This window comes from Streptomyces sp. NPDC014864 (genome assembly GCF_043081525.1).
Lineage (GTDB): Bacteria > Actinomycetota > Actinomycetes > Streptomycetales > Streptomycetaceae > Streptomyces.
In genome coordinates, this window is sequence record NZ_JBIBWT010000001.1 from 410,253 (window position 1) to 427,288 (window position 17,036).

Genomic DNA, 17,036 nt, shown 5'->3' on the forward strand with positions numbered 1-17,036 from the left:
TGTCTGTCCGGTCGTACACCCCGGATGTCTCCCCACGCGTGACGCGCGGCGAACCACGGGGCAGGAACACAAGGATGAACAGGTCTGTGAGCAAGGTCCCAGCGTGGGGCCCTCCACCCGACGCACGGCCGCCGCTACAGTCCGTGGCGGGGGTCGGCTGTACCGGCGAGTAACTGGCGAGTAATTCAGAACGCGGAGGCACACACCATGGCGCGCGAGTCGGAGTCCGGGCTGCCCATCGAGCCGGTCTACGGACCGGACGCCCTGGAGGGCTGGGACCCGGCCGGGAAGCTGGGCGAGCCGGGGTCGTACCCGTTCACCCGCGGTGTCTACCCGTCCATGTACACCGGCCGCCCCTGGACGATGCGCCAGTACGCCGGCTTCGGCACGGCGGTGGAGTCCAACGCCCGCTACAAGCAGCTCATCGCCAACGGCACGATGGGCCTGTCCGTCGCCTTCGACCTGCCCACCCAGATGGGCCACGACTCGGACGCGCCCATCGCGCACGGCGAGGTCGGCAAGGTGGGCGTGGCGATCGACTCGATCGACGACATGCGGGTGCTGTTCGGCGGGATCCCGCTGGACAAGGTCTCCACGTCGATGACGATCAACGCGCCGGCCGCGCTGCTGCTGCTCCTGTACCAACTGGTCGCGGAGGAGCAGGGGGTGCCGGCGGACCGGCTCACCGGCACGATCCAGAACGACGTGCTGAAGGAGTACATCGCGCGCGGGACGTACATCTTCCCGCCCAAGCCGTCGCTGCGCCTGATCGCGGACATCTTCAAGTACTGCAAGGCCGAGATCCCGAAGTGGAACACCATCTCGATCTCCGGCTACCACATGGCGGAGGCGGGTGCCTCGCCCGCGCAGGAGATCGCGTTCACGCTGGCGGACGGCATCGAGTACGTCCGCACGGCGGTCGCGGCCGGCATGGACGTGGACGACTTCGCGCCCCGCCTGTCGTTCTTCTTCGTCGCCCGGACGACGATCCTGGAGGAGGTCGCCAAGTTCCGCGCGGCCCGCCGGATCTGGGCGCGGGTGATGAAGGAGGAGTTCGGCGCCAAGAACCCCAAGTCGCTGATGCTGCGCTTCCACACGCAGACGGCGGGCGTGCAGCTGACGGCGCAGCAGCCGGAGGTGAACCTGGTCCGCGTCGCCGTCCAGGGCCTTGCGGCGGTGCTCGGCGGCACCCAGTCGCTGCACACGAACTCCTTCGACGAGGCGATCGCGCTCCCCACCGACAAGTCCGCGCGCCTGGCCCTGCGCACCCAGCAGGTCCTGGCCTACGAGACGGACGTGACGGCGACGGTGGACCCCTTCGCCGGGTCCTACGTCATCGAGAGGATGACCGACGACGTCGAGACGGCCGCCCTGGAGCTGATGCGCAAGGTCGAGGACCTCGGCGGCGCGGTCACGGCGATCGAGCACGGCTTCCAGAAGAACGAGATCGAGCGCAGCGCCTACCGCATCGCCCAGGAGACGGACTCCGGCGAGCGGGTCGTGGTCGGCGTCAACCGCTTCCAGCTCGACGAGGAGGAGCCGTACGAGCCCCTGCGCGTCGACCCGGCCATCGAGGCCCAGCAGGCCGAACGCCTCGCCAAGCTGCGCGCCGAGCGCGACCAGGCGGCCGTGGACGCGGCGCTGGCGGCCCTGAAGAAGGCCGCCGAGGGCGAGGACAACGTCCTGTACCCGATGAAGGACGCCCTGAAGGCCCGCGCGACGGTCGGCGAGGTCTGCAACGCGCTGCGGGACGTCTGGGGGAACTACGTGCCCTCGGACGCGTTCTGACCTGGGCCGTTCCTCCGACGAGTGACCGGGGGCGGAAATGGTCCGCTCCCGGTTACTCGTGTTGGGTATTCCGGGAAGGAGGGTGCCGTGGCTGTGATGCTGCACGAGTCGTCGCTTGCCGATGCTGCCGACCGGCTCTGGGAGGAGCTGCCCGGGCACCGGGTGGGGATCCTCAACGGGAGCATCGTCGTGACACCGCCGCCGGATGGCTCGCGTCAAGAGACGCTGACCTGGCTCGTCGAAGAGTTCTCAAGGGCCCAGGCCGGAAAAGCAGGGCCCAAGTACCTCTCCGGGATCGCTTTGTGGCTGCCGACCGGCCCTGACGACTACGCGGTTCCCGACTTCTCCCTCGTCGAGGCCGACTTCAAGGACGCACTCGTCGAGAAGAACTGCTACGCGCCCCATGTCTTCCGCCTGGGCGGCCAGTCCGTCCCCGTGCCGGAGTCCGTCGGTGTGACCCTCGAGCTGTCCGTCGACGCCCTCCTCGACGGCGACGGCTGACCCACCCGTCTCGCCCCCCGAAATCCGCGACCGGGGTGCGGTGTCCGCGTGCGACACTCCATCTCATGTTCGGCGTCATCGACCTCCCCACCTACCTGGCGGGCCTCGTCCTCATCGTGCTGCTCCCCGGGCCCAACTCGCTCTACGTGCTGTCCGTCGCCGCCCGGCGCGGGATTCGCGCCGGCTACACGGCCGCGGCGGGCGTGTGGTGCGGGGACACCGTGCTGATGACGCTGTCGGCCGCCGGGGTCGCCTCGCTGCTCAAGGCGAACGCGGTGCTGTTCGGAATCGTGAAGTACGCGGGCGCCGGATATCTGACGTGGCTGGCGATCGGGATGCTGCGGGCCGCCTGGGGGATGTGGCGGACGCGGCGGGAGCAGGTCCTGGAGGACCTGGAGGAGGGCCCGGCCGCCACCCGCGACCGGGCCGACGAGCGGCCCTACCGCCGTGCGCTCGTCGTCAGCCTCTTCAACCCCAAGGCGATCCTGTTCTTCGTCGCCTTCTTCGTGCAGTTCGTCGACCCGGGGTACGCCTACCCGGCCCTGTCCTTCGTCGTCCTCGGCACCTTCGCCCAGCTGGCGAGCTTCCTCTACCTCAGCGCCCTGATCTTCGGCGGCACCAGGCTGGCCGCCGCCTTCCGCCGCCGCAGGCGCCTGTCGGCGTGGACGACGTCGGCGGCGGGCGCGCTGTTCCTCGGCTTCGCCGTCAAGCTGTCCCTGGCCAGCGCGTAGCGGTGGCGCCGCTGCGCCCGTACGACCGCCCGCGGGGCCGGCGGAGCCCGACCCGCGCGAGGTACTCGGTCAGCCCCGCCTCCGTGCTTCCGGCCCAGCCGACGTGACCGCCCGGACGGACCAGGAACAGGCCGGTGCCGTACGACGCGGGGGCGGGACCGGCGAGCACATGAACCGCGTCGGTCTCGGCGCCGGTTGCCGGTGCGTCCGGAGCCAGCAGAGTCCAGTGCGGCCCCCGGAACGGCTCGAAGAGCCGCACGCCGTCCACCGTGCCGTCCGGCGCCCGGTCACCGGCGACGACCGGCCCCGGCGCGGTGCGGCCCTCCGTGCTCCAGCGACGACTCCCGGTGGCCCAGACCTGGTTGCGCGGTCGCCTTAGGAGGGTCTGGCGCTGGCCGTCGCCGGGATCGAGGCGCACTACGGGATGAGCTGAACCGGCACGCGGCAGCCATCAGCCGGAGCGGCGGGCGTTGCGCAAGGCTCGTGTCAGGGCCGGTGGCAGCAGGTCGACGGCGATGCGGCGGCCGCGGCTGCGGCTGAGGGAGGCAGTGGCGGGTGCCGGCGGCGTCGTGGGGGCGCGGTGCAGGGCGGGCACGGGCGGGCCCGCGTATCGGGAGGGCGGGAACGGTGGGGCCTTCATGTCCTTGGACTTGAGGCGGATGATGCGGTGCCCGGCGGCCTGCTGGACGCTGAGGTGGCAGTCCCGCCGCTCGCGCGCCATGGCCAGCAGCTCCTCCTGGACCGGCTCGGGGTCGTCCCAGGTGCCGTAGAGCTTCTGGGTGCTCAGGCAGATCGGCTTCAGGCCCCGGTTGAGCACCGCCTCCCAGGCGGCGATGGAGACACCGGGCGTGTGCTCCGAGCGGAAGTCGTCCAGGACGACGACCCCGCCGGGCTTCAGCGCCTCGCGGGCGGCGCCGATGTCGTCGCGCACGTGCTCGTACAGGTGGGAGGCGTCGATGTGGACGAACCGGCAGGAGCGGGGCTCCACCTGGGCCGGCACCAGGGAGCTGGGGCCCTGCAGGACGCGGGGCAGCTCGTCGTGGAAGGCGCGGTAGTTCTGCTCGAAGGCGCGCCGGGTCAGCGTGCCGTAGGACTTGGTCGACTCGGCCCGGTTGGCGTCGTCGGGCGCGTCGCCCTCGAAGAGGTCGCACACGGTGTAGCGCTCGCCCGCCCGCAGATGGCGGCCGACGAAGATCGCGCTCTTGCCGAGGTAGACCCCGACCTCCAGCAGGTCGCCGCCGAGTCCCGCGGACTCCTGCCGGCTCAGGAGCCATTCGAAGAGGACCTGGTCGAGGACGGGGAACCAGCCGGGTACGTCGTCGAGCCGGTGGGGCAGGCGGGCGGTGTCGGGTGCGGTGGTCATGAGGATGAACGCTCCCTCGGGGACGGGGCGGGTGGCGGAGCGACCGGGGGAAACGCCCCGAGGCGGTCGGGCCGTGGCCGGTCGCGGCAACTCCCCCGGCACCTGCCCGACCACGGATCCGCGAACCCGCCGCCGGATGAACTCCGGCCCAACTTCCGCTTCAGCGCGGGCCGTCGGTAGATGGCCTGCGGGTGACCAGCGCGCGCTTCAGCCGCGGCCCGAGGGGCCGCTCCACGAAGCGGTGGATCAGCCACGCCAGGCACAGCAGACCGGCCACCGCGAGCAGCAGCGTGAGATACGGGTGCAGTCCCAAGCGCCGGTGCAGCACCCGGATGACCACCCAGCCCAGATGCTCGTGCACCAGGTAGAAGGGGTACGTCAGCGCCCCCGCGACCGTCAGCCAGCGGCCCTTCACCCAGCGCGTCCAGCCCGTCGCCACCGCCGCCACCGAGGCGAAGGCGAGCGCCACCACCAGCTGGATCACCCAGGGACTGCGGGGGATGCCGCCGTGGGCACCCGGGTGCCACAGCTCCACCGTCGCCCAGTGCTGGCCCAGCAGCCAGGAGATCGCCACGATCCCCCACAGCATCAGGGAGCTCCCGAAGCGGTGGACGAGGTAGAGCGCGAGGCCGCCGACGAAGAACGGCGCGTACTCGGGCATCACCAGCTGGTCGAGCACCGGATTGCGGGCGATCTGTGTGAGGGCGCAGGCCAGCGTCCACACCGCGCAGAACATCACCACCCGCCGGTAGGTGACGCCCCGCCACACCACGCACAGCGCGAACAGGGCGTAGAAGCGCACCTCCGCCCACAGCGTCCAGCACACGCCGAGCACCCGCGGCACGCCCATCGGCTGCTGCAGCATCGTCAGATTGACCAGGAACTCGTCGAACCGGACCGGTCGCAGCACGACGGGCAGGACCAGGCTCGCCCCGCCGACCAGGAGCAGAGCCACCCAGTAGGCCGGGTACAGCCGGGCGACCCGGGAGCGGAAGAAGTCGCCGAGGCTGCGGCCCCAACTGCTCATGCAGATCACGAAACCGCTGATGACGAAGAAGAACTGCACGCCCAGACAGCCGTAGACCGCGGCCTGGGACAGTGTCGGGAACATCCGGCCGGGGGACTGGTGCCAGGAGGCGGCGATCGTGCCGCCGCGTCCGGTGAAGTGGTACAGGCACACCATCAGGGCCGCCAGCAACCGCAGGCCGTCCAGGGAACGCAGCCGGTCGTCGCCGCCGCGCGGCCCCGGCACGGAGGGGCCGGGCGCGGTCAGGACGGCGGTGGCCCCCGGGGGCGGCGTGGGCGCCGGGCGTGCCGGGGCCATGGTCTGGTCGGACACGTTCATCCCAGGGCTTTCTGGTCGGGGGGCGGACAGGGCGCCGGCGCCGCGACGCCCCCCACCCGGTGGTGGGGCAGGGGCGTGGTGCGCGGCGCACGGCCGGCTCGGCCGGGCACACGGCCCGGGTCAGCTCCTGACACCCCGGCGCAGCGCCCGGGCCCGGCGGGCCATCCGTCGCACCGTCGCGTTGCGCGGGATGAAGGCGAGCTGCGCCGGGACGGCCCCGGGCAGGGCCAGCGAGGTGAGGCGGCGGCGCTTGAAGTAGCGCCAGGTGTGCGGGGACAGGTGCCGCGCCAGGTACCGCTCCGCCTCCGCGCGCAGACCGTGGTAGATCTTCGGCTGCATCGCGTAGGAGACGGTGCGCACCAGCTCGGTCAGCGCCGCCACGTCCATGCCCCGTCGCTGCTCGGTGACGGCCGCGCGGTCGCCCAGGTCGGGCAGCAGCGCGTCGACGACCGCCACCGGCACCCGGTTGCTGTTCTCGTACGGCGCCAGGCGCTCCATCAGCGTCGTGGTGCCGGTGCGCGCGACCGGCAGTCCGTACAGCGCGGAGGCGGTGAGCAGGGCGGTCGAGAAGCAGCCCACGACCAGCGCGGGACGCATCCGCTGGTAGAGCACCTCGGCCAGGACGGGCGTGTCGAGCACCGTGAGGTCGGCGCCCAGCTTCTCCGCCTCCTGCTCCAGCGCCCGCGACCAGCGCGCCGGCGCCGACGGGTGCGGCTTGAAGACGACCTCGGTGTGGCCCAGTTCGACCACCCCCCGGAGCATCCTCACGTGCAGCTGCTCCTCCTCCTCGGGGGTGAGGATCTCCAGCGCGGAGAGGTACTGGCCCAGCAGCAGCGCCGGTTCGCCCTCGATCCGGGGCAGCTCGCCGCCGGTGTCGCCGATGTCGGCCAGCACCTTCAGGAAGGCGTCCGTCGGCACGATCTCCGGTGCGACGCCGAACTCGGTGAGCAGTACGGGCGTCAGGCCCGGCACCAGGTCCAGGTGGAGCAGCCGGTCGATGCGCGTGCCGACCAGCGGGTCGATCTTGTTGCGGGTGGGGCCGTAGCTCATCAGGCCGTCGGCGTAGACGGTGACGGGCGCGCCGGTGAAGATCTGCGCGACGCCGAGCGCCGGATTGACCTGGATCGACTCCACGGCCAGCTCCACCGGATCGTCGCCCAGGTTCCACAGCAGCCTGAGGTGCCGCTCCCACAGCGGGACGTCGTCGGCGCGCGGGGACCAGCCGCCCGGGTGGAAGGGGGAGATGGTCTCGTTCCACGACACCACGTCGTCGAACCGGTCCCGCAGCCGCTCGAAGCCCGGCATCTCGTCCAGGCCCGGGGTGGTCTCCGGCGTGGCCGCGTTGTTGCAGACCAGCAGGATGCGGCGGTCGGCGGGGCCGAAGCAGTCGGAGTCGAGGGCGGCGGCGAGCGTGGCGGTGCCGTAGAGCGTCGACGCCAGGAAGATCTGCGTGCTCACGCGGCGACCCCCGTGCCGGTCGCGCGGCGGCGCACCCTGCGCAGCCGGGTGGCGCGCAGGACGTCCATGGAGTCGAGCGCCTCCTCGAGGACGGCCTGCGGCATCCGCCGCAGGGCGGCCCCGCTGAGCGACTTCAGTTTCCGTGCCACGGGCGGCTCGAACCTTTCGATGGATCCCAGGTGGTGCGAAATGATCGCGCAGTAGGTGCGGACGGCCTTGGGCAGCAGTTTCTCCGCCTCCGGGTCCTTCGCCGTCTCCTCGATGACCTGGTCGAACGCCCGGATGAAATCGAGCTGCCGGACGTCGCCGATCTGGGTGAGCGAGGAGGCGACACCGCGCCGGTAGTGGACGCCGAGCAGACCGGCCACCGCGAAGGACTCGGCCTCCCGGTGCAGCTTCCAGATCCACGGCCGGTCCTCCGCGGTGCGCAGGCCGTCGGTGAAGTGCAGCAGGCCCCGGTCGACCAGCCGGCGGTGGTAGATGCCCGCCCAGGCGTAGGGGTAGTCGACCGAGGTGGAGCGGTCGGCGGGGAGTATCGCGTCCCGCGGGTTCATCACCACGCCGCGCCGGCCGTGCGGCACACGGGTGATGCCGCGCGCCCGCGCGGTGCAGTGCACATGGTCGGTGCGCACGAAGTCGCACCCCAGTTCCTCGATGAAGGACAGCAGCCGCGGGTAGTACCCGGGGGCGAGCCAGTCGTCGCCGTCCAGGAACGTCAGGTACTCGCCGCGGGCCCTGTCGATGCCGGTGTTGCGCGCGGTCGCCAGTCCTCCGTTCTTCTCGTGTCTGACCCACACCGCGCCCGGCAGCTCGCGCTCCGCGCGCGCGAGAATGTCCGGGGTCTCGTCGCGCGAGCAGTCGTCGACGAGGATGAATTCGAAGTCCTCACGCGCGTTCGCGCGCAGGCTCTTCAAGGTGTCGGGTGCGTATTGCTGCACGTTGTAGAACGGCACGATGACGGAGAGCTTGACCACGGCGTCGACGTTAAATGCCGGGTCCGTCATCCGTCTTTACCTGTGGCTTGATGATCGGTGAACGGCGCGTGGCGATGCCGTGAACCCGGCCTTTTCCCAGGTCGATCGGGCCCCGATTCGCCATTCGTCGATGCGCTGTTAACCGTTTGTTGAGATCGGGTTGGGCCGAACCTAGAAATGCCTTCCTACGGTCTTCGACGTGCCAGTAAGTGCAACGAAGGTCCTGCGAGTAGCCGTTCTCGCGGATTCCGACACCCGGTGGAAATGGGGCGCGCTCACCGCGAACCGCATCGCCGCCGATGATTCCCCCGAATCGGACATCCGGCTCGACGGCTATCTCCTGCGCGGCCGCGCCACTCCCACCGCCCGTCAGCTGACGGAGGTCGGCGTCCGCGCCGACTCGCTCCGTGAGGTGACGGCCGTCGAGTTCCTGCGCGCCATGGGCGAGGACGCCGCGGGCGAGGAGCCCTACGACGTCCTCGTGCTCGCCCTGGTCGGCGGCGGTGTGCAGGCGATGCTGCACGGGCTCGGACAGGCCTGGAAGGGCCGCACCCGGCGGCCCGTCGTCGTCACCGGCTACGTCGGCGTCGTCTACGAGAAGCTCGCCGACGGCCTGCTGCTGCGTCACGGCGCCGACCTGGTGCTCGCCAACTCCCGCCAGGACGCGGAGCGTTTCCGGGCCGTGTACGACGGGGTGGGCGCCGACGCCTCGGCGGTCACCGAGGTGGCCCTGCCGTTCCTCGGCGGCGCCCCCTACACGGGTGAACACGAGCCCTGCACCGTCGTGTTCGCCGCCCAACCCTCCGTCCCGGAGAACCGCCGGGACCGTACGTACCTGCTCGAACGCCTGGTCCAGCACGCCCGCCGGCACCCCGAGCGGGAGGTGCTGCTCAAGCTGCGCTCGAGGCCGGGCGAGCACACCACGCACCTGGAGGAACTGCCGTACCAGAGGCTGGCGCAGAAGACCGACCTGCCGCCCAACTTCCGCCTGGTGTACGGGCACATGGGCGAGGTCCTCGACCGCACCGACCTGCTGGTGACCATCAGCTCCACGGCCGCCCTCGAAGCGCTGCACCGCCGTATCCCCACGGTCGTCCTCACCGACCTGGGCGTGCGCGAGGTGCTCGGCAACCACCACTTCGTCGGCTCCGGCTGCCTCGCCTCCTGGGACCAGCTCGACGCCGGACACCGGCCGACGGCCGACGAGGAGTGGGTGGCCCGGCAGGGCGTCGCCGCCGACGGCGGCTACGCCACCGCCTTCGACCAGGCCCGCGAGCGCATCGCCGAGCTGCTCGACCGGCCCGGCGGACTGCCGCCGCTGGCCCCCTACTACACGTCCGTCACCGCCCCCGGCTACCTGCCCGGCATCCTCGCCCGCCATCACCTCGGCCCCGACGGCAGCCCGCTTCCGGGCGCCCCGGCCGCCGACCGGGAGCCCGGACCGGTCCGGCAGATCGTCCGGCGCGCCGCCCGCGGCGCCTACCGCCACGGCGTCCAGCGCGTGGCGCCCGTGATCCGGCGGATGGGGGAGCTGTGAGCGACCGCGTCCCACGTCAAGGAGTGCAGCCCATGTCCAACGCCAACCCGGAGACGGGCCCCCGCGCATCGGTGCGCCGCGTGCTCGCGGTGATCCCCGCACGGGGCGGCTCCAAGGGCGTGCCCGCCAAGAACCTCGCCCCGGTGGGCGGCGTACCGCTGGTGGCCCGCGCCGTGCGCGAGTGCCGCGCGGCCCGGCTGGTCACCGATGTCGTGGTCTCCACCGACGACCAGGCCATCGCCGCCGCCGCCCGCCAGGCCGGCGCCGAGGTGGTGCTGCGCCCGGCCGCCATCGCCGGCGACACCGCCACCTCCGAGGCCGCCGTCCTGCACGCCCTGGACGCCCACGAGGCGCTGCACGGCTCCCCGGTCGACGCGGTCCTGCTCGTCCAGTGCACCAGCCCCTTCCTCCTGCGCGAGGACGTCGACGGGGTGGCCGCGGCGGTCGTCGAGCACGGGGCCGACACCGCGGTGACCGTCGCGCCCTTCCACGGCTTCGTCTGGCGGGACGCGGCCGACGACCCGGCGGTCGGCGGCACGCGTTCCGCGGCGGCCGTCGGCGGCGCGGTGGCCCTCGCCAATTCCACGGAGACCGAGGGCGGTTACGGCGTCAACCACGACAAGTCCTTCCGCCCGCGCCGCCAGGACCGCCCCCAGGACCTGCTGGAGACCGGCGCCGCCTACGCGATGGACGCGGCCGGTTTCCGCGAGCACCGGCACCGCTTCTTCGGCCGCACCGAACTGGTGCGCACCGACCCCGCCCGCGTGCTGGAGGTCGACGACCCGCACGACCTCGCGCGCGCCCGCGCCCTGGCCCCGCTCTTCGACGCGGACAGGCCCGGCGCCCTCCCCACCTACGACGACATCGACGCCGTAGTTCTCGACTTCGACGGCACCCAGACCGACGACCGGGTGCTGATCGACTCCGACGGACGCGAGTTCGTCTCCGTGCACCGCGGGGACGGACTCGGCATCGCGGCCCTGCGGCGCAGCGGCCTGACGATGCTGATCCTGTCCACGGAGCAGAACCCTGTGGTCGCCGCCCGCGCCCGGAAGCTGAAGCTCCCGGTCCTGCACGGCATCGACCGCAAGGACCTCGCACTGAAGCAGTGGTGCGAGGAGCAGGGCATCGCGCCGGAGCGCGTGCTCTACGTCGGCAACGACGTCAATGACCTCCCGTGCTTCGCCCTCGTCGGCTGGCCCGTGGCGGTCGCGAGCGCCCACGACGTCGTGCGCGGCGCCGCACGCGCGGTCACCACCGTCCCCGGCGGTGACGGCGCCATCCGAGAGATCGCCAGCTGGATCCTCGGCCCCTCTCTCGATTCCCTCACCAAGTAAGGAAATTCTCTGCCATGAGCACCAACTCCCGCCAGCGCATGTTCGGTTCGCGTGAGGTCGGCCCGGGCAAGCCGGTCTACATCTGCGGCGAGATCGGCATCAACCACAACGGTGAGCTGGAGAACGCGTTCAAGCTGATCGACGTGGCCGCCGAGGCCGGCTGCGACGCCGTCAAGTTCCAGAAGCGCACCCCGGAGATCTGCACCCCGCGCGACCAGTGGGACATCGAGCGCGACACCCCCTGGGGCCGGATGACCTACATCGACTACCGCCACCGGGTGGAGTTCGGTGAGGACGAGTACCGCCAGATCGACGAGTACTGCAAGGAGAAGGACATCGCCTGGTTCGCCTCCCCGTGGGACACCGAGGCCGTCGCCTTCCTGGAGAAGTTCGACGTCCCCGCCCACAAGGTGGCCTCCGCCTCCCTCACGGACGACGAGCTGCTGCGCGCGCTGCGCGCCACCAACCGCTCGGTCATCCTCTCCACCGGCATGTCGACCCCGAAGCAGATCCGCCACGCGGTCGAGGTCCTCGGCAGCGACAACATCCTCATGTGCCACGCCACCTCGACCTACCCGGCCAAGGCCGACGAGCTGAACCTCCGCGTGATCAACACGCTGGAGAAGGAGTTCCCGAACGTCCCGATCGGCTACTCCGGCCACGAGACCGGCCTGCAGACCACGCTGGCCGCCGTCGCCCTCGGCGCCACCTTCGTCGAGCGCCACATCACCCTGGACCGCGCGATGTGGGGTTCGGACCAGGCCGCCTCCGTGGAGCCGCAGGGCCTGCAGCGCCTGGTGCGCGACATCCGCACCATCGAGGCCTCGCTGGGCGACGGCGTGAAGAAGGTCTACGAGTCCGAGCTCGGCCCGATGAAGAAGCTCCGCCGTGTCCCCGGCGTCGTCGCCGAGGCGGAGATCGCCGCGGCGGCGGGCGAGCCGGTGGCGGTCTGAGACCGAGCACCCGCACCCCTGACGACGGGACGGTCGTACCTCGATGAGCCTCCGCGCCGGGTCCGCCGGCTCCACCCCCCACGGCTCCCGCACCCTCGCCTTCGTGGAGAGCCCGGTACAACTGCTCAACGTGCTGGAGTGGGCCCATGCCCGCTCCCTCGGCGAAGGCCGCGAGGCCTCCGGCACGGGGCCCGTACCGGCCCGGGCGAGGCGTGCCGCGAACCTCGGTGCCACCGGGGCCCGCGGCGCGGCCGTTGCGGCCGGCCCGTCGGCGGCCGGCGCGGATCTCACCCTCGTCGTCCTGTCCCCGACCGACCCCATGACCCGCGGCCAGCTGCGCCGTATGGCCGAACTGGCCCGCGACGAGGGCCACGAGGTCCGCTGGGAGGAGGCGCGGGGCGGGCCGGCGGCGCCGTTCCAGACCATCGGCGGCCTGACCCGGCTGCTGCGCCGGGCCGAGCGGATCGTGATGGGCGACCCGTTCTCCCGCTACGTGCAACTGCTGCTGACCATCACCCGGGCGCGCGATCTCGTGGTGGTCGACGACGGCACGGCGACGATGGAGTTCGTCGCCCAGCTCGCCCGCGGCGAGCGGCTGGTCCGCTGGCACCGCAAGGGCGGCCGTCCCGGCCCCCGCGACCTCCTCTTCGCGCCCGTCTCGGGCGCCGCCCGGCGCCGTCTGACGCCGAGCGCGAGCCGCCGGGTGGAGGTCTTCTCCTCGATGCCGATCGAGGAGACCCCGGACGGCGTGACCGTCACGGCGAACGACTTCGCCTGGACCCGGGCCCGCTTCGGGCCGCCCCGCATCAGCGCGGGCGCCGACCTGGTGGGCACCTCGCTCGTCGAGACGGGCGTGGTGGACGGCGAGCGGTACCTGAACGCCGTCCGCACCCTGGCCCGGACCCACGGCGCCACCCGCTACTTCGCCCACCGCCGCGAGAGCGCGGACAAGCTCCACCGGCTGGCGGTGGAGACCGGCCTGGAGATCGTCCGGCCCGAGCTGCCGCTGGAGGTGATCGCCCGTCGTGGCCCGATCGGCCGTACGGTGCTCAGCTTTCCCTCCACCGTCGTGCACACCCTGCCCCTGGCGCTGACCGGCACGGACGTGAAGGTCGCCGTCTGCGACATCGACCCGGCCTGGCTCACCGCCACGGCGTCCCCCCGCGCCCAGGGCTTCCTGTCGGGCGTCACGGGCACCGCCCGCGACGTGCACCGTCTGGCAGCCGTCACGACGGCCTGAACCCGCCGCTCCCGCCCGATGCGCGCCGAGGGCCGCCCCGCCCCCCACGCCCGCCCCCCACGCCCGGCGCCCCGCCGGCGGTGTCGCGGCGCCGTGCCGCGGACGGCGGGCGGATGACGGACGCAAGCCCCTCGCGGTGTCCGGAAAGTGAACAGACCGGCGTGCTCCCCGTGTGACGTGGTATGCGTGGAGAGAGACAGTGGACGGGTGCGGAGTGGGTTCGCCGCCGCTCCCGGGGAGTTCGCGATCACTCGGCGGAAAGGCGGGCGAGTTTACCCATCCCAGACGACCCCCATGCGTCGTGCGGTCGGATTTTCTTCCCCTAACGGGTTGAAGTTTTGTTGATCGAGGGTCAGCCGACCGCTCCGGCGTCCTACCCTTCAGAGGGTGAAGCAACTGATGTCCCTACAGTCCGAGGCCGATCTGCCGACCGATGCCGCCCTGCCCGGCGCGCTGCCCGAGGCGCTGCACGCCGAGCTCGTGGCCTTCCGCCGCGACCTGCACATGCACCCGGAGCTCGGCAACCAGGAGTTCCGTACCACCGCCGCGATCAAGGCACGGCTGGAGAAGGCGGGGCTCACGCCACGGGTGCTCACCGGCGGGACCGGACTGGTCTGCGACATCGGTGTGGACACGTGGGACGGCGGGCCGGACATCCTCGCCCTGCGGGCCGACATCGACGCCCTGCCCATCCCGGACACCAAGAGCGAGTGCCCCTACCGCTCCACGGTGCCCGACCGCGCCCACGCCTGCGGACACGACGTGCACACGACCGTCGTGCTGGGCGCCGGGCTGGTGCTCGCCGACCTGCACCGGCAGGGGCGGCTGCCCCGGCCCGTGCGGCTGATCTTCCAGCCCGCCGAGGAGGTGCTGCCCGGCGGCGCCGGCGAGGTGATCAAGTTCGGTGCCCTCAACGGGGTGGCGCGGATCCTCGCCGTGCACTGCGATCCCCGGGTGGACGCCGGCAAGGTCGGCCTGCGCCACGGGCCCATCACCTCCGCCTGCGACCGCCTGGAGGTCTCCCTCGACGGCCCCGGCGGGCACACCGCCCGGCCGCACCTCACCACGGACCTGGTCACCGCCGCCGCGCGCGTCGTGACCGACGTGCCCGCGCTGGTCGGCCGGCGGGTCGACACCCGGGCCGGGCTCGCCGTGACCTGGGGACGGATCGAGTCCGGCCACGCCCCGAACGTCATCCCGCAGCACGCCGAGCTCGCCGGGACGGTGCGCTGCCTGGACATCGCGGCCTGGCGGCAGGCGCCCGACATCGTGGTCGCCGCCATCGACGAGGTCGCCAACCTGCACGGCGCCAAGTCGGAGATCACCTACGTCCGCGGGGTGCCGCCGGTGGTCAACGACCCCGGGGTGACCGAACTGCTCCGGGACGCCATGACGGCCCGGCGGGGCGCCGAGTCGGTGGAGGGCACCGAGCAGAGCCTCGGCGGCGAGGACTTCTCCTGGTACCTGGAGCACGTGCCCGGCGCCATGGCCCGCCTCGGGGTGCGCACCCCGGGCGAGCGGACCGTGCGCGATCTGCACCAGGGCGACTTCGACGCCGACGAGTCCGCGATCACCGTGGGCGTGGAGCTGTTCACGGCGGCCGCCTTCCTGGATGCGGTGCCCTCAAGGGAGGCCTGAACCACGTGCGGCCGCATGAGTCGGGCCGTCCGGCGTGACACCGGACGGCCCGACTCATGCCGTTGGAGCGAAAAGCGGCTTACCTCTGCCGATCAGAGGGGCTCGTCGGTCTCGATCTTCATCTTGAGGACGGCGACGCCACTGTGTCCCGGGTCCGAGCTGCAGGTGGCATGCGAGGTCTGACCCTTGCGCGTGTTCACCCAGTTGCCTTCCAGGTTGAACGTGTGGCCGTTCGGGCCCACGCACACGGCCCAGACGCGGTGCTGGCTGAAGCGCGTGTTGCCCCCGGTGCACTTGCCGTACGCGGTTCCCCCGTTGGAGGACCTCCACGTGGTGCACGTGGAACTGGCGGCCGCAGGCGTGGCCGTCAGGAGGACGAGCGCGGTGCCGGCGGTGACGCCCACGCCGACCGCGGCGGAGATGGCCTTACGGAAATTCAAGAGTTCCCCCCTGGTGATCCCAAATGATCGGCCTTGGTCAATGGCCGAAGATCCTCGGGCTCAACTTAACCAAGGGGTAAGGGGGTTGCAACGGTTTTCGATCACAGCTCGCCTGCGCCTGCGTGACGTGAGGCGCCCGCCGGGCAGTGTCTGTGATCACCGTGTGGGAAGCGACCGCCCTGGCGCTTCCGGGTGGGGGGGAGCTGGGCCCACCTCGAGAGCGGTGGTCTCGGTGAGAGTCGCTCCGTCGTCCGGCGCAACACCGTCGTGAGCCATTCGCACACGGTCTGCGACGACGGCCCGAGGCGCCTCAGACTCCGAGTTCAGACAGTGTTTGCCTCGAATCGATAACGGCCTTGTGAAGGGTGTTTTTCTGACATCTACGCGCGTTACGATGCCGCGAAGCCGATGCCGTCGGAGCGCTCGGCCCGAGCACCGGCATGGTGCTCACATCAAGCGCCGACATGGCGCTCAGGTCAGGTGAAGGAGCCTTCCCGTGCGCCGGGTAGCCAAGCTTTCCGCTGCGTGTCTCGCCACCGCAGCTCTCGCCCTTTCTGCCACCGCCTGTGGCAGCACGTCCTCCGAGAACAACGCCTCGTCGCCCTCCTCCAGCGGCGGCAAGGGTGTCAAGATCGGTCTCGCCTACGATGTCGGCGGGCGGGGTGACAGGTCCTTCAACGACTCCGCCGCGCGCGGCGCCGACAAGGCCGAGAAGGAGTTCAGCGGTTCGATCAAGGAGCTGACCGCGAAGTCCTCGGACACTCCGGCCGACCGTGAGCAGCGCCTCACGGACCTGGCTCAGGCCGGCTACAGCCCGATCATCGCGGTCGGTTACACCTACGCCCCCGCCGTCGCCAAGGTCGCGAAGCAGTTCCCGAAGACCTCGTTCGGCCTGATCGACGCCGTGGTGGAAGGCAACAACGTCGACAACATCACCTTCACGGAGGAGCAGGGCTCCTACCTGGCCGGTGTCGCCGCCGCGCTGAAGACGAAGAAGGACCACGTCGGCTTCATCGGCGGTGTCGACAGCCCGCTGATCAAGAAGTTCGAGGCGGGTTACGTCCAGGGCGTCAAGGACACCAACCCGAAGATCAAGGTCGACACCCAGTACCTGAGCCACGGCTCGGACACCTCCGGCTTCGCCAGCCCCGACAAGGGCAAGGAGGCCGCGCAGGGCATGCTCGACAACGGCGCGGACGTCGTCTACTCGGCGGCCGGCTCCTCCGGCAACGGCGCGATCGAGGCCGTCAACGGCGTCAAGGGCGCCTGGGCCATCGGCGTGGACTCCGACCAGTACAACATCCCTGGTCTGGCCAAGTACAAGAACTCGATCCTGACCTCGATGGTCAAGAACGTCGACGTCGGTGTCTACGACTTCGTCAAGTCCGTTCACGACGGCAAGCCGCTGACCGGCACCAACTCCTACTCGCTCGCCAAGGGTGGCGTCTCGCTGTCCACCAGCGGCGGCTTCATCGACGACATCCAGGCCAAGCTGGACGCTGCGAAGAAGAAGATCGTCGACGGCTCCATCAAGGTCAAGACCACTCCGTGACCTGACGGATCCGCTCGGACCTCGGGCTCGGCGGGGGGCCTTCCCCCGCCGAGCCATAACAATGCCTCAACTCTACGCGCGTAGTGCGGAGTTGTCGCGCTAGCGTCGCCGACGCCTGCCCTCCCCCTTGCAGCCCCTTCCCCCGAGGAGAGTGCGCCATCAACGCGTCCAGCCCTCCC

The 17,036-nt window shown here is 71.4% G+C and carries 15 protein-coding genes; 9 read left to right on the plus strand and 6 right to left on the minus strand.

The window, feature by feature from the left end; all coding sequences use genetic code 11:
• Positions 1-207: 207 nt before the first annotated feature.
• The 3 genes from ACF1A5_RS01990 to leuE all read left to right on the plus strand — a co-directional run bounded on the left by ACF1A5_RS01990 (position 208) and on the right by leuE (position 3,020).
• Positions 208-1,788: a methylmalonyl-CoA mutase gene (locus tag ACF1A5_RS01990; RefSeq protein WP_392190854.1), complete on the plus strand. Its 1,581-nt coding sequence runs from the start codon at positions 208-210 to the stop codon at positions 1,786-1,788.
• A 96-nt stretch (positions 1,789-1,884) separates the two neighbouring features.
• Positions 1,885-2,289: a hypothetical protein gene (locus tag ACF1A5_RS01995; RefSeq protein WP_392191195.1), complete on the plus strand. Its 405-nt coding sequence runs from the start codon at positions 1,885-1,887 to the stop codon at positions 2,287-2,289.
• 65 nt (positions 2,290-2,354) lie between these two features.
• A complete protein-coding gene (leuE, locus tag ACF1A5_RS02000) occupies positions 2,355-3,020 on the plus strand; it encodes a leucine efflux protein LeuE (protein WP_392190855.1) in 666 nt (221 codons plus the stop codon).
• Here the strand turns inward: leuE and ACF1A5_RS02005 are convergent.
• The 5 genes from ACF1A5_RS02005 to ACF1A5_RS02025 form a co-directional block, all read right to left on the minus strand.
• The gene (locus ACF1A5_RS02005; protein WP_392190856.1) at positions 2,995-3,438 is read right to left on the minus strand and encodes a hypothetical protein; all 444 of its coding nucleotides are present in this window, start codon (positions 3,436-3,438) and stop codon (positions 2,995-2,997) included. The two genes, leuE and ACF1A5_RS02005, sit on opposite strands and share 26 nt — an antisense overlap.
• Before the next feature lie 33 nt (positions 3,439-3,471).
• A complete protein-coding gene (locus ACF1A5_RS02010) occupies positions 3,472-4,383 on the minus strand; it encodes a class I SAM-dependent methyltransferase (RefSeq protein WP_392190857.1) in 912 nt (303 codons plus the stop codon).
• A gap of 160 nt (positions 4,384-4,543) precedes the next feature.
• Positions 4,544-5,728: an acyltransferase family protein gene (locus ACF1A5_RS02015; RefSeq protein WP_392190858.1), complete on the minus strand. Its 1,185-nt coding sequence runs from the start codon at positions 5,726-5,728 to the stop codon at positions 4,544-4,546.
• A gap of 120 nt (positions 5,729-5,848) precedes the next feature.
• Positions 5,849-7,186, minus strand: a complete 1,338-nt coding sequence (locus ACF1A5_RS02020) for an alpha-2,8-polysialyltransferase family protein (protein ID WP_392190859.1) — start codon at positions 7,184-7,186, stop codon at positions 5,849-5,851.
• Complete coding sequence (locus ACF1A5_RS02025) at positions 7,183-8,160, minus strand: glycosyltransferase family 2 protein (RefSeq protein ID WP_392191196.1); 978 nt, start codon at positions 8,158-8,160, stop codon at positions 7,183-7,185. The genes ACF1A5_RS02020 and ACF1A5_RS02025 overlap by 4 nt, the downstream gene beginning before the upstream one ends.
• A gap of 199 nt (positions 8,161-8,359) precedes the next feature.
• On the opposite strand from ACF1A5_RS02025, the gene ACF1A5_RS02030 reads away from it, so the two are divergent.
• The 5 genes from ACF1A5_RS02030 to ACF1A5_RS02050 all read left to right on the plus strand — a co-directional run bounded on the left by ACF1A5_RS02030 (position 8,360) and on the right by ACF1A5_RS02050 (position 14,865).
• Positions 8,360-9,697 carry a DUF6716 putative glycosyltransferase gene (locus tag ACF1A5_RS02030; RefSeq protein WP_392190860.1) on the plus strand — a complete coding sequence of 446 codons (1,338 nt, stop codon included), beginning with the start codon at positions 8,360-8,362 and terminating at the stop codon, positions 9,695-9,697.
• Positions 9,698-9,729: 32 nt separating this feature from the next.
• On the plus strand, positions 9,730-11,034 hold the full coding sequence (locus tag ACF1A5_RS02035) for a cytidylyltransferase domain-containing protein (RefSeq protein ID WP_392190861.1): 1,305 nt from the start codon (positions 9,730-9,732) through the stop codon (positions 11,032-11,034).
• Between the two features lie 14 nt (positions 11,035-11,048).
• Entirely contained in the window at positions 11,049-11,987 is a 939-nt protein-coding gene (locus ACF1A5_RS02040) for an N-acetylneuraminate synthase family protein (RefSeq protein ID WP_392190862.1), read from the plus strand.
• Positions 11,988-12,030: 43 nt separating this feature from the next.
• Positions 12,031-13,227, plus strand: coding sequence for a hypothetical protein (locus ACF1A5_RS02045; RefSeq protein ID WP_392190863.1), 1,197 nt, complete (start codon positions 12,031-12,033; stop codon positions 13,225-13,227).
• A gap of 399 nt (positions 13,228-13,626) precedes the next feature.
• Positions 13,627-14,865: an amidohydrolase gene (locus ACF1A5_RS02050; RefSeq protein ID WP_392190864.1), complete on the plus strand. Its 1,239-nt coding sequence runs from the start codon at positions 13,627-13,629 to the stop codon at positions 14,863-14,865.
• 92 nt (positions 14,866-14,957) lie between these two features.
• Here the strand turns inward: ACF1A5_RS02050 and ACF1A5_RS02055 are convergent, their stop codons facing one another.
• A complete protein-coding gene (locus ACF1A5_RS02055; protein ID WP_392190865.1) occupies positions 14,958-15,305 on the minus strand; it encodes a hypothetical protein in 348 nt (115 codons plus the stop codon).
• A 496-nt stretch (positions 15,306-15,801) separates the two neighbouring features.
• On the opposite strand from ACF1A5_RS02055, the gene ACF1A5_RS02060 reads away from it, so the two are divergent.
• The gene (locus ACF1A5_RS02060) at positions 15,802-16,857 is read left to right on the plus strand and encodes a BMP family protein (RefSeq protein ID WP_392190866.1); all 1,056 of its coding nucleotides are present in this window, start codon (positions 15,802-15,804) and stop codon (positions 16,855-16,857) included.
• Positions 16,858-17,036 lie beyond the last annotated feature (179 nt).

Coding starts and splice junctions, on each gene's coding strand:
- ACF1A5_RS01990 (WP_392190854.1), top strand. CDS start 208: ATGGCGCGCGAGTCGGAGTCCGGGCTGCCCATCGAGCCGGTCTACGGA.
- ACF1A5_RS01995 (WP_392191195.1), top strand. CDS start 1,885: ATGCTGCACGAGTCGTCGCTTGCCGATGCTGCCGACCGGCTCTGGGAG.
- leuE (WP_392190855.1), top strand. CDS start 2,355: ATGTTCGGCGTCATCGACCTCCCCACCTACCTGGCGGGCCTCGTCCTC.
- ACF1A5_RS02010 (WP_392190857.1), bottom strand. CDS start 4,383: ATGACCACCGCACCCGACACCGCCCGCCTGCCCCACCGGCTCGACGAC.
- ACF1A5_RS02015 (WP_392190858.1), bottom strand. CDS start 5,728: ATGAACGTGTCCGACCAGACCATGGCCCCGGCACGCCCGGCGCCCACG.
- ACF1A5_RS02035 (WP_392190861.1), top strand. CDS start 9,730: ATGTCCAACGCCAACCCGGAGACGGGCCCCCGCGCATCGGTGCGCCGC.
- ACF1A5_RS02040 (WP_392190862.1), top strand. CDS start 11,049: ATGAGCACCAACTCCCGCCAGCGCATGTTCGGTTCGCGTGAGGTCGGC.
- ACF1A5_RS02045 (WP_392190863.1), top strand. CDS start 12,031: ATGAGCCTCCGCGCCGGGTCCGCCGGCTCCACCCCCCACGGCTCCCGC.
- ACF1A5_RS02050 (WP_392190864.1), top strand. CDS start 13,627: ATGTCCCTACAGTCCGAGGCCGATCTGCCGACCGATGCCGCCCTGCCC.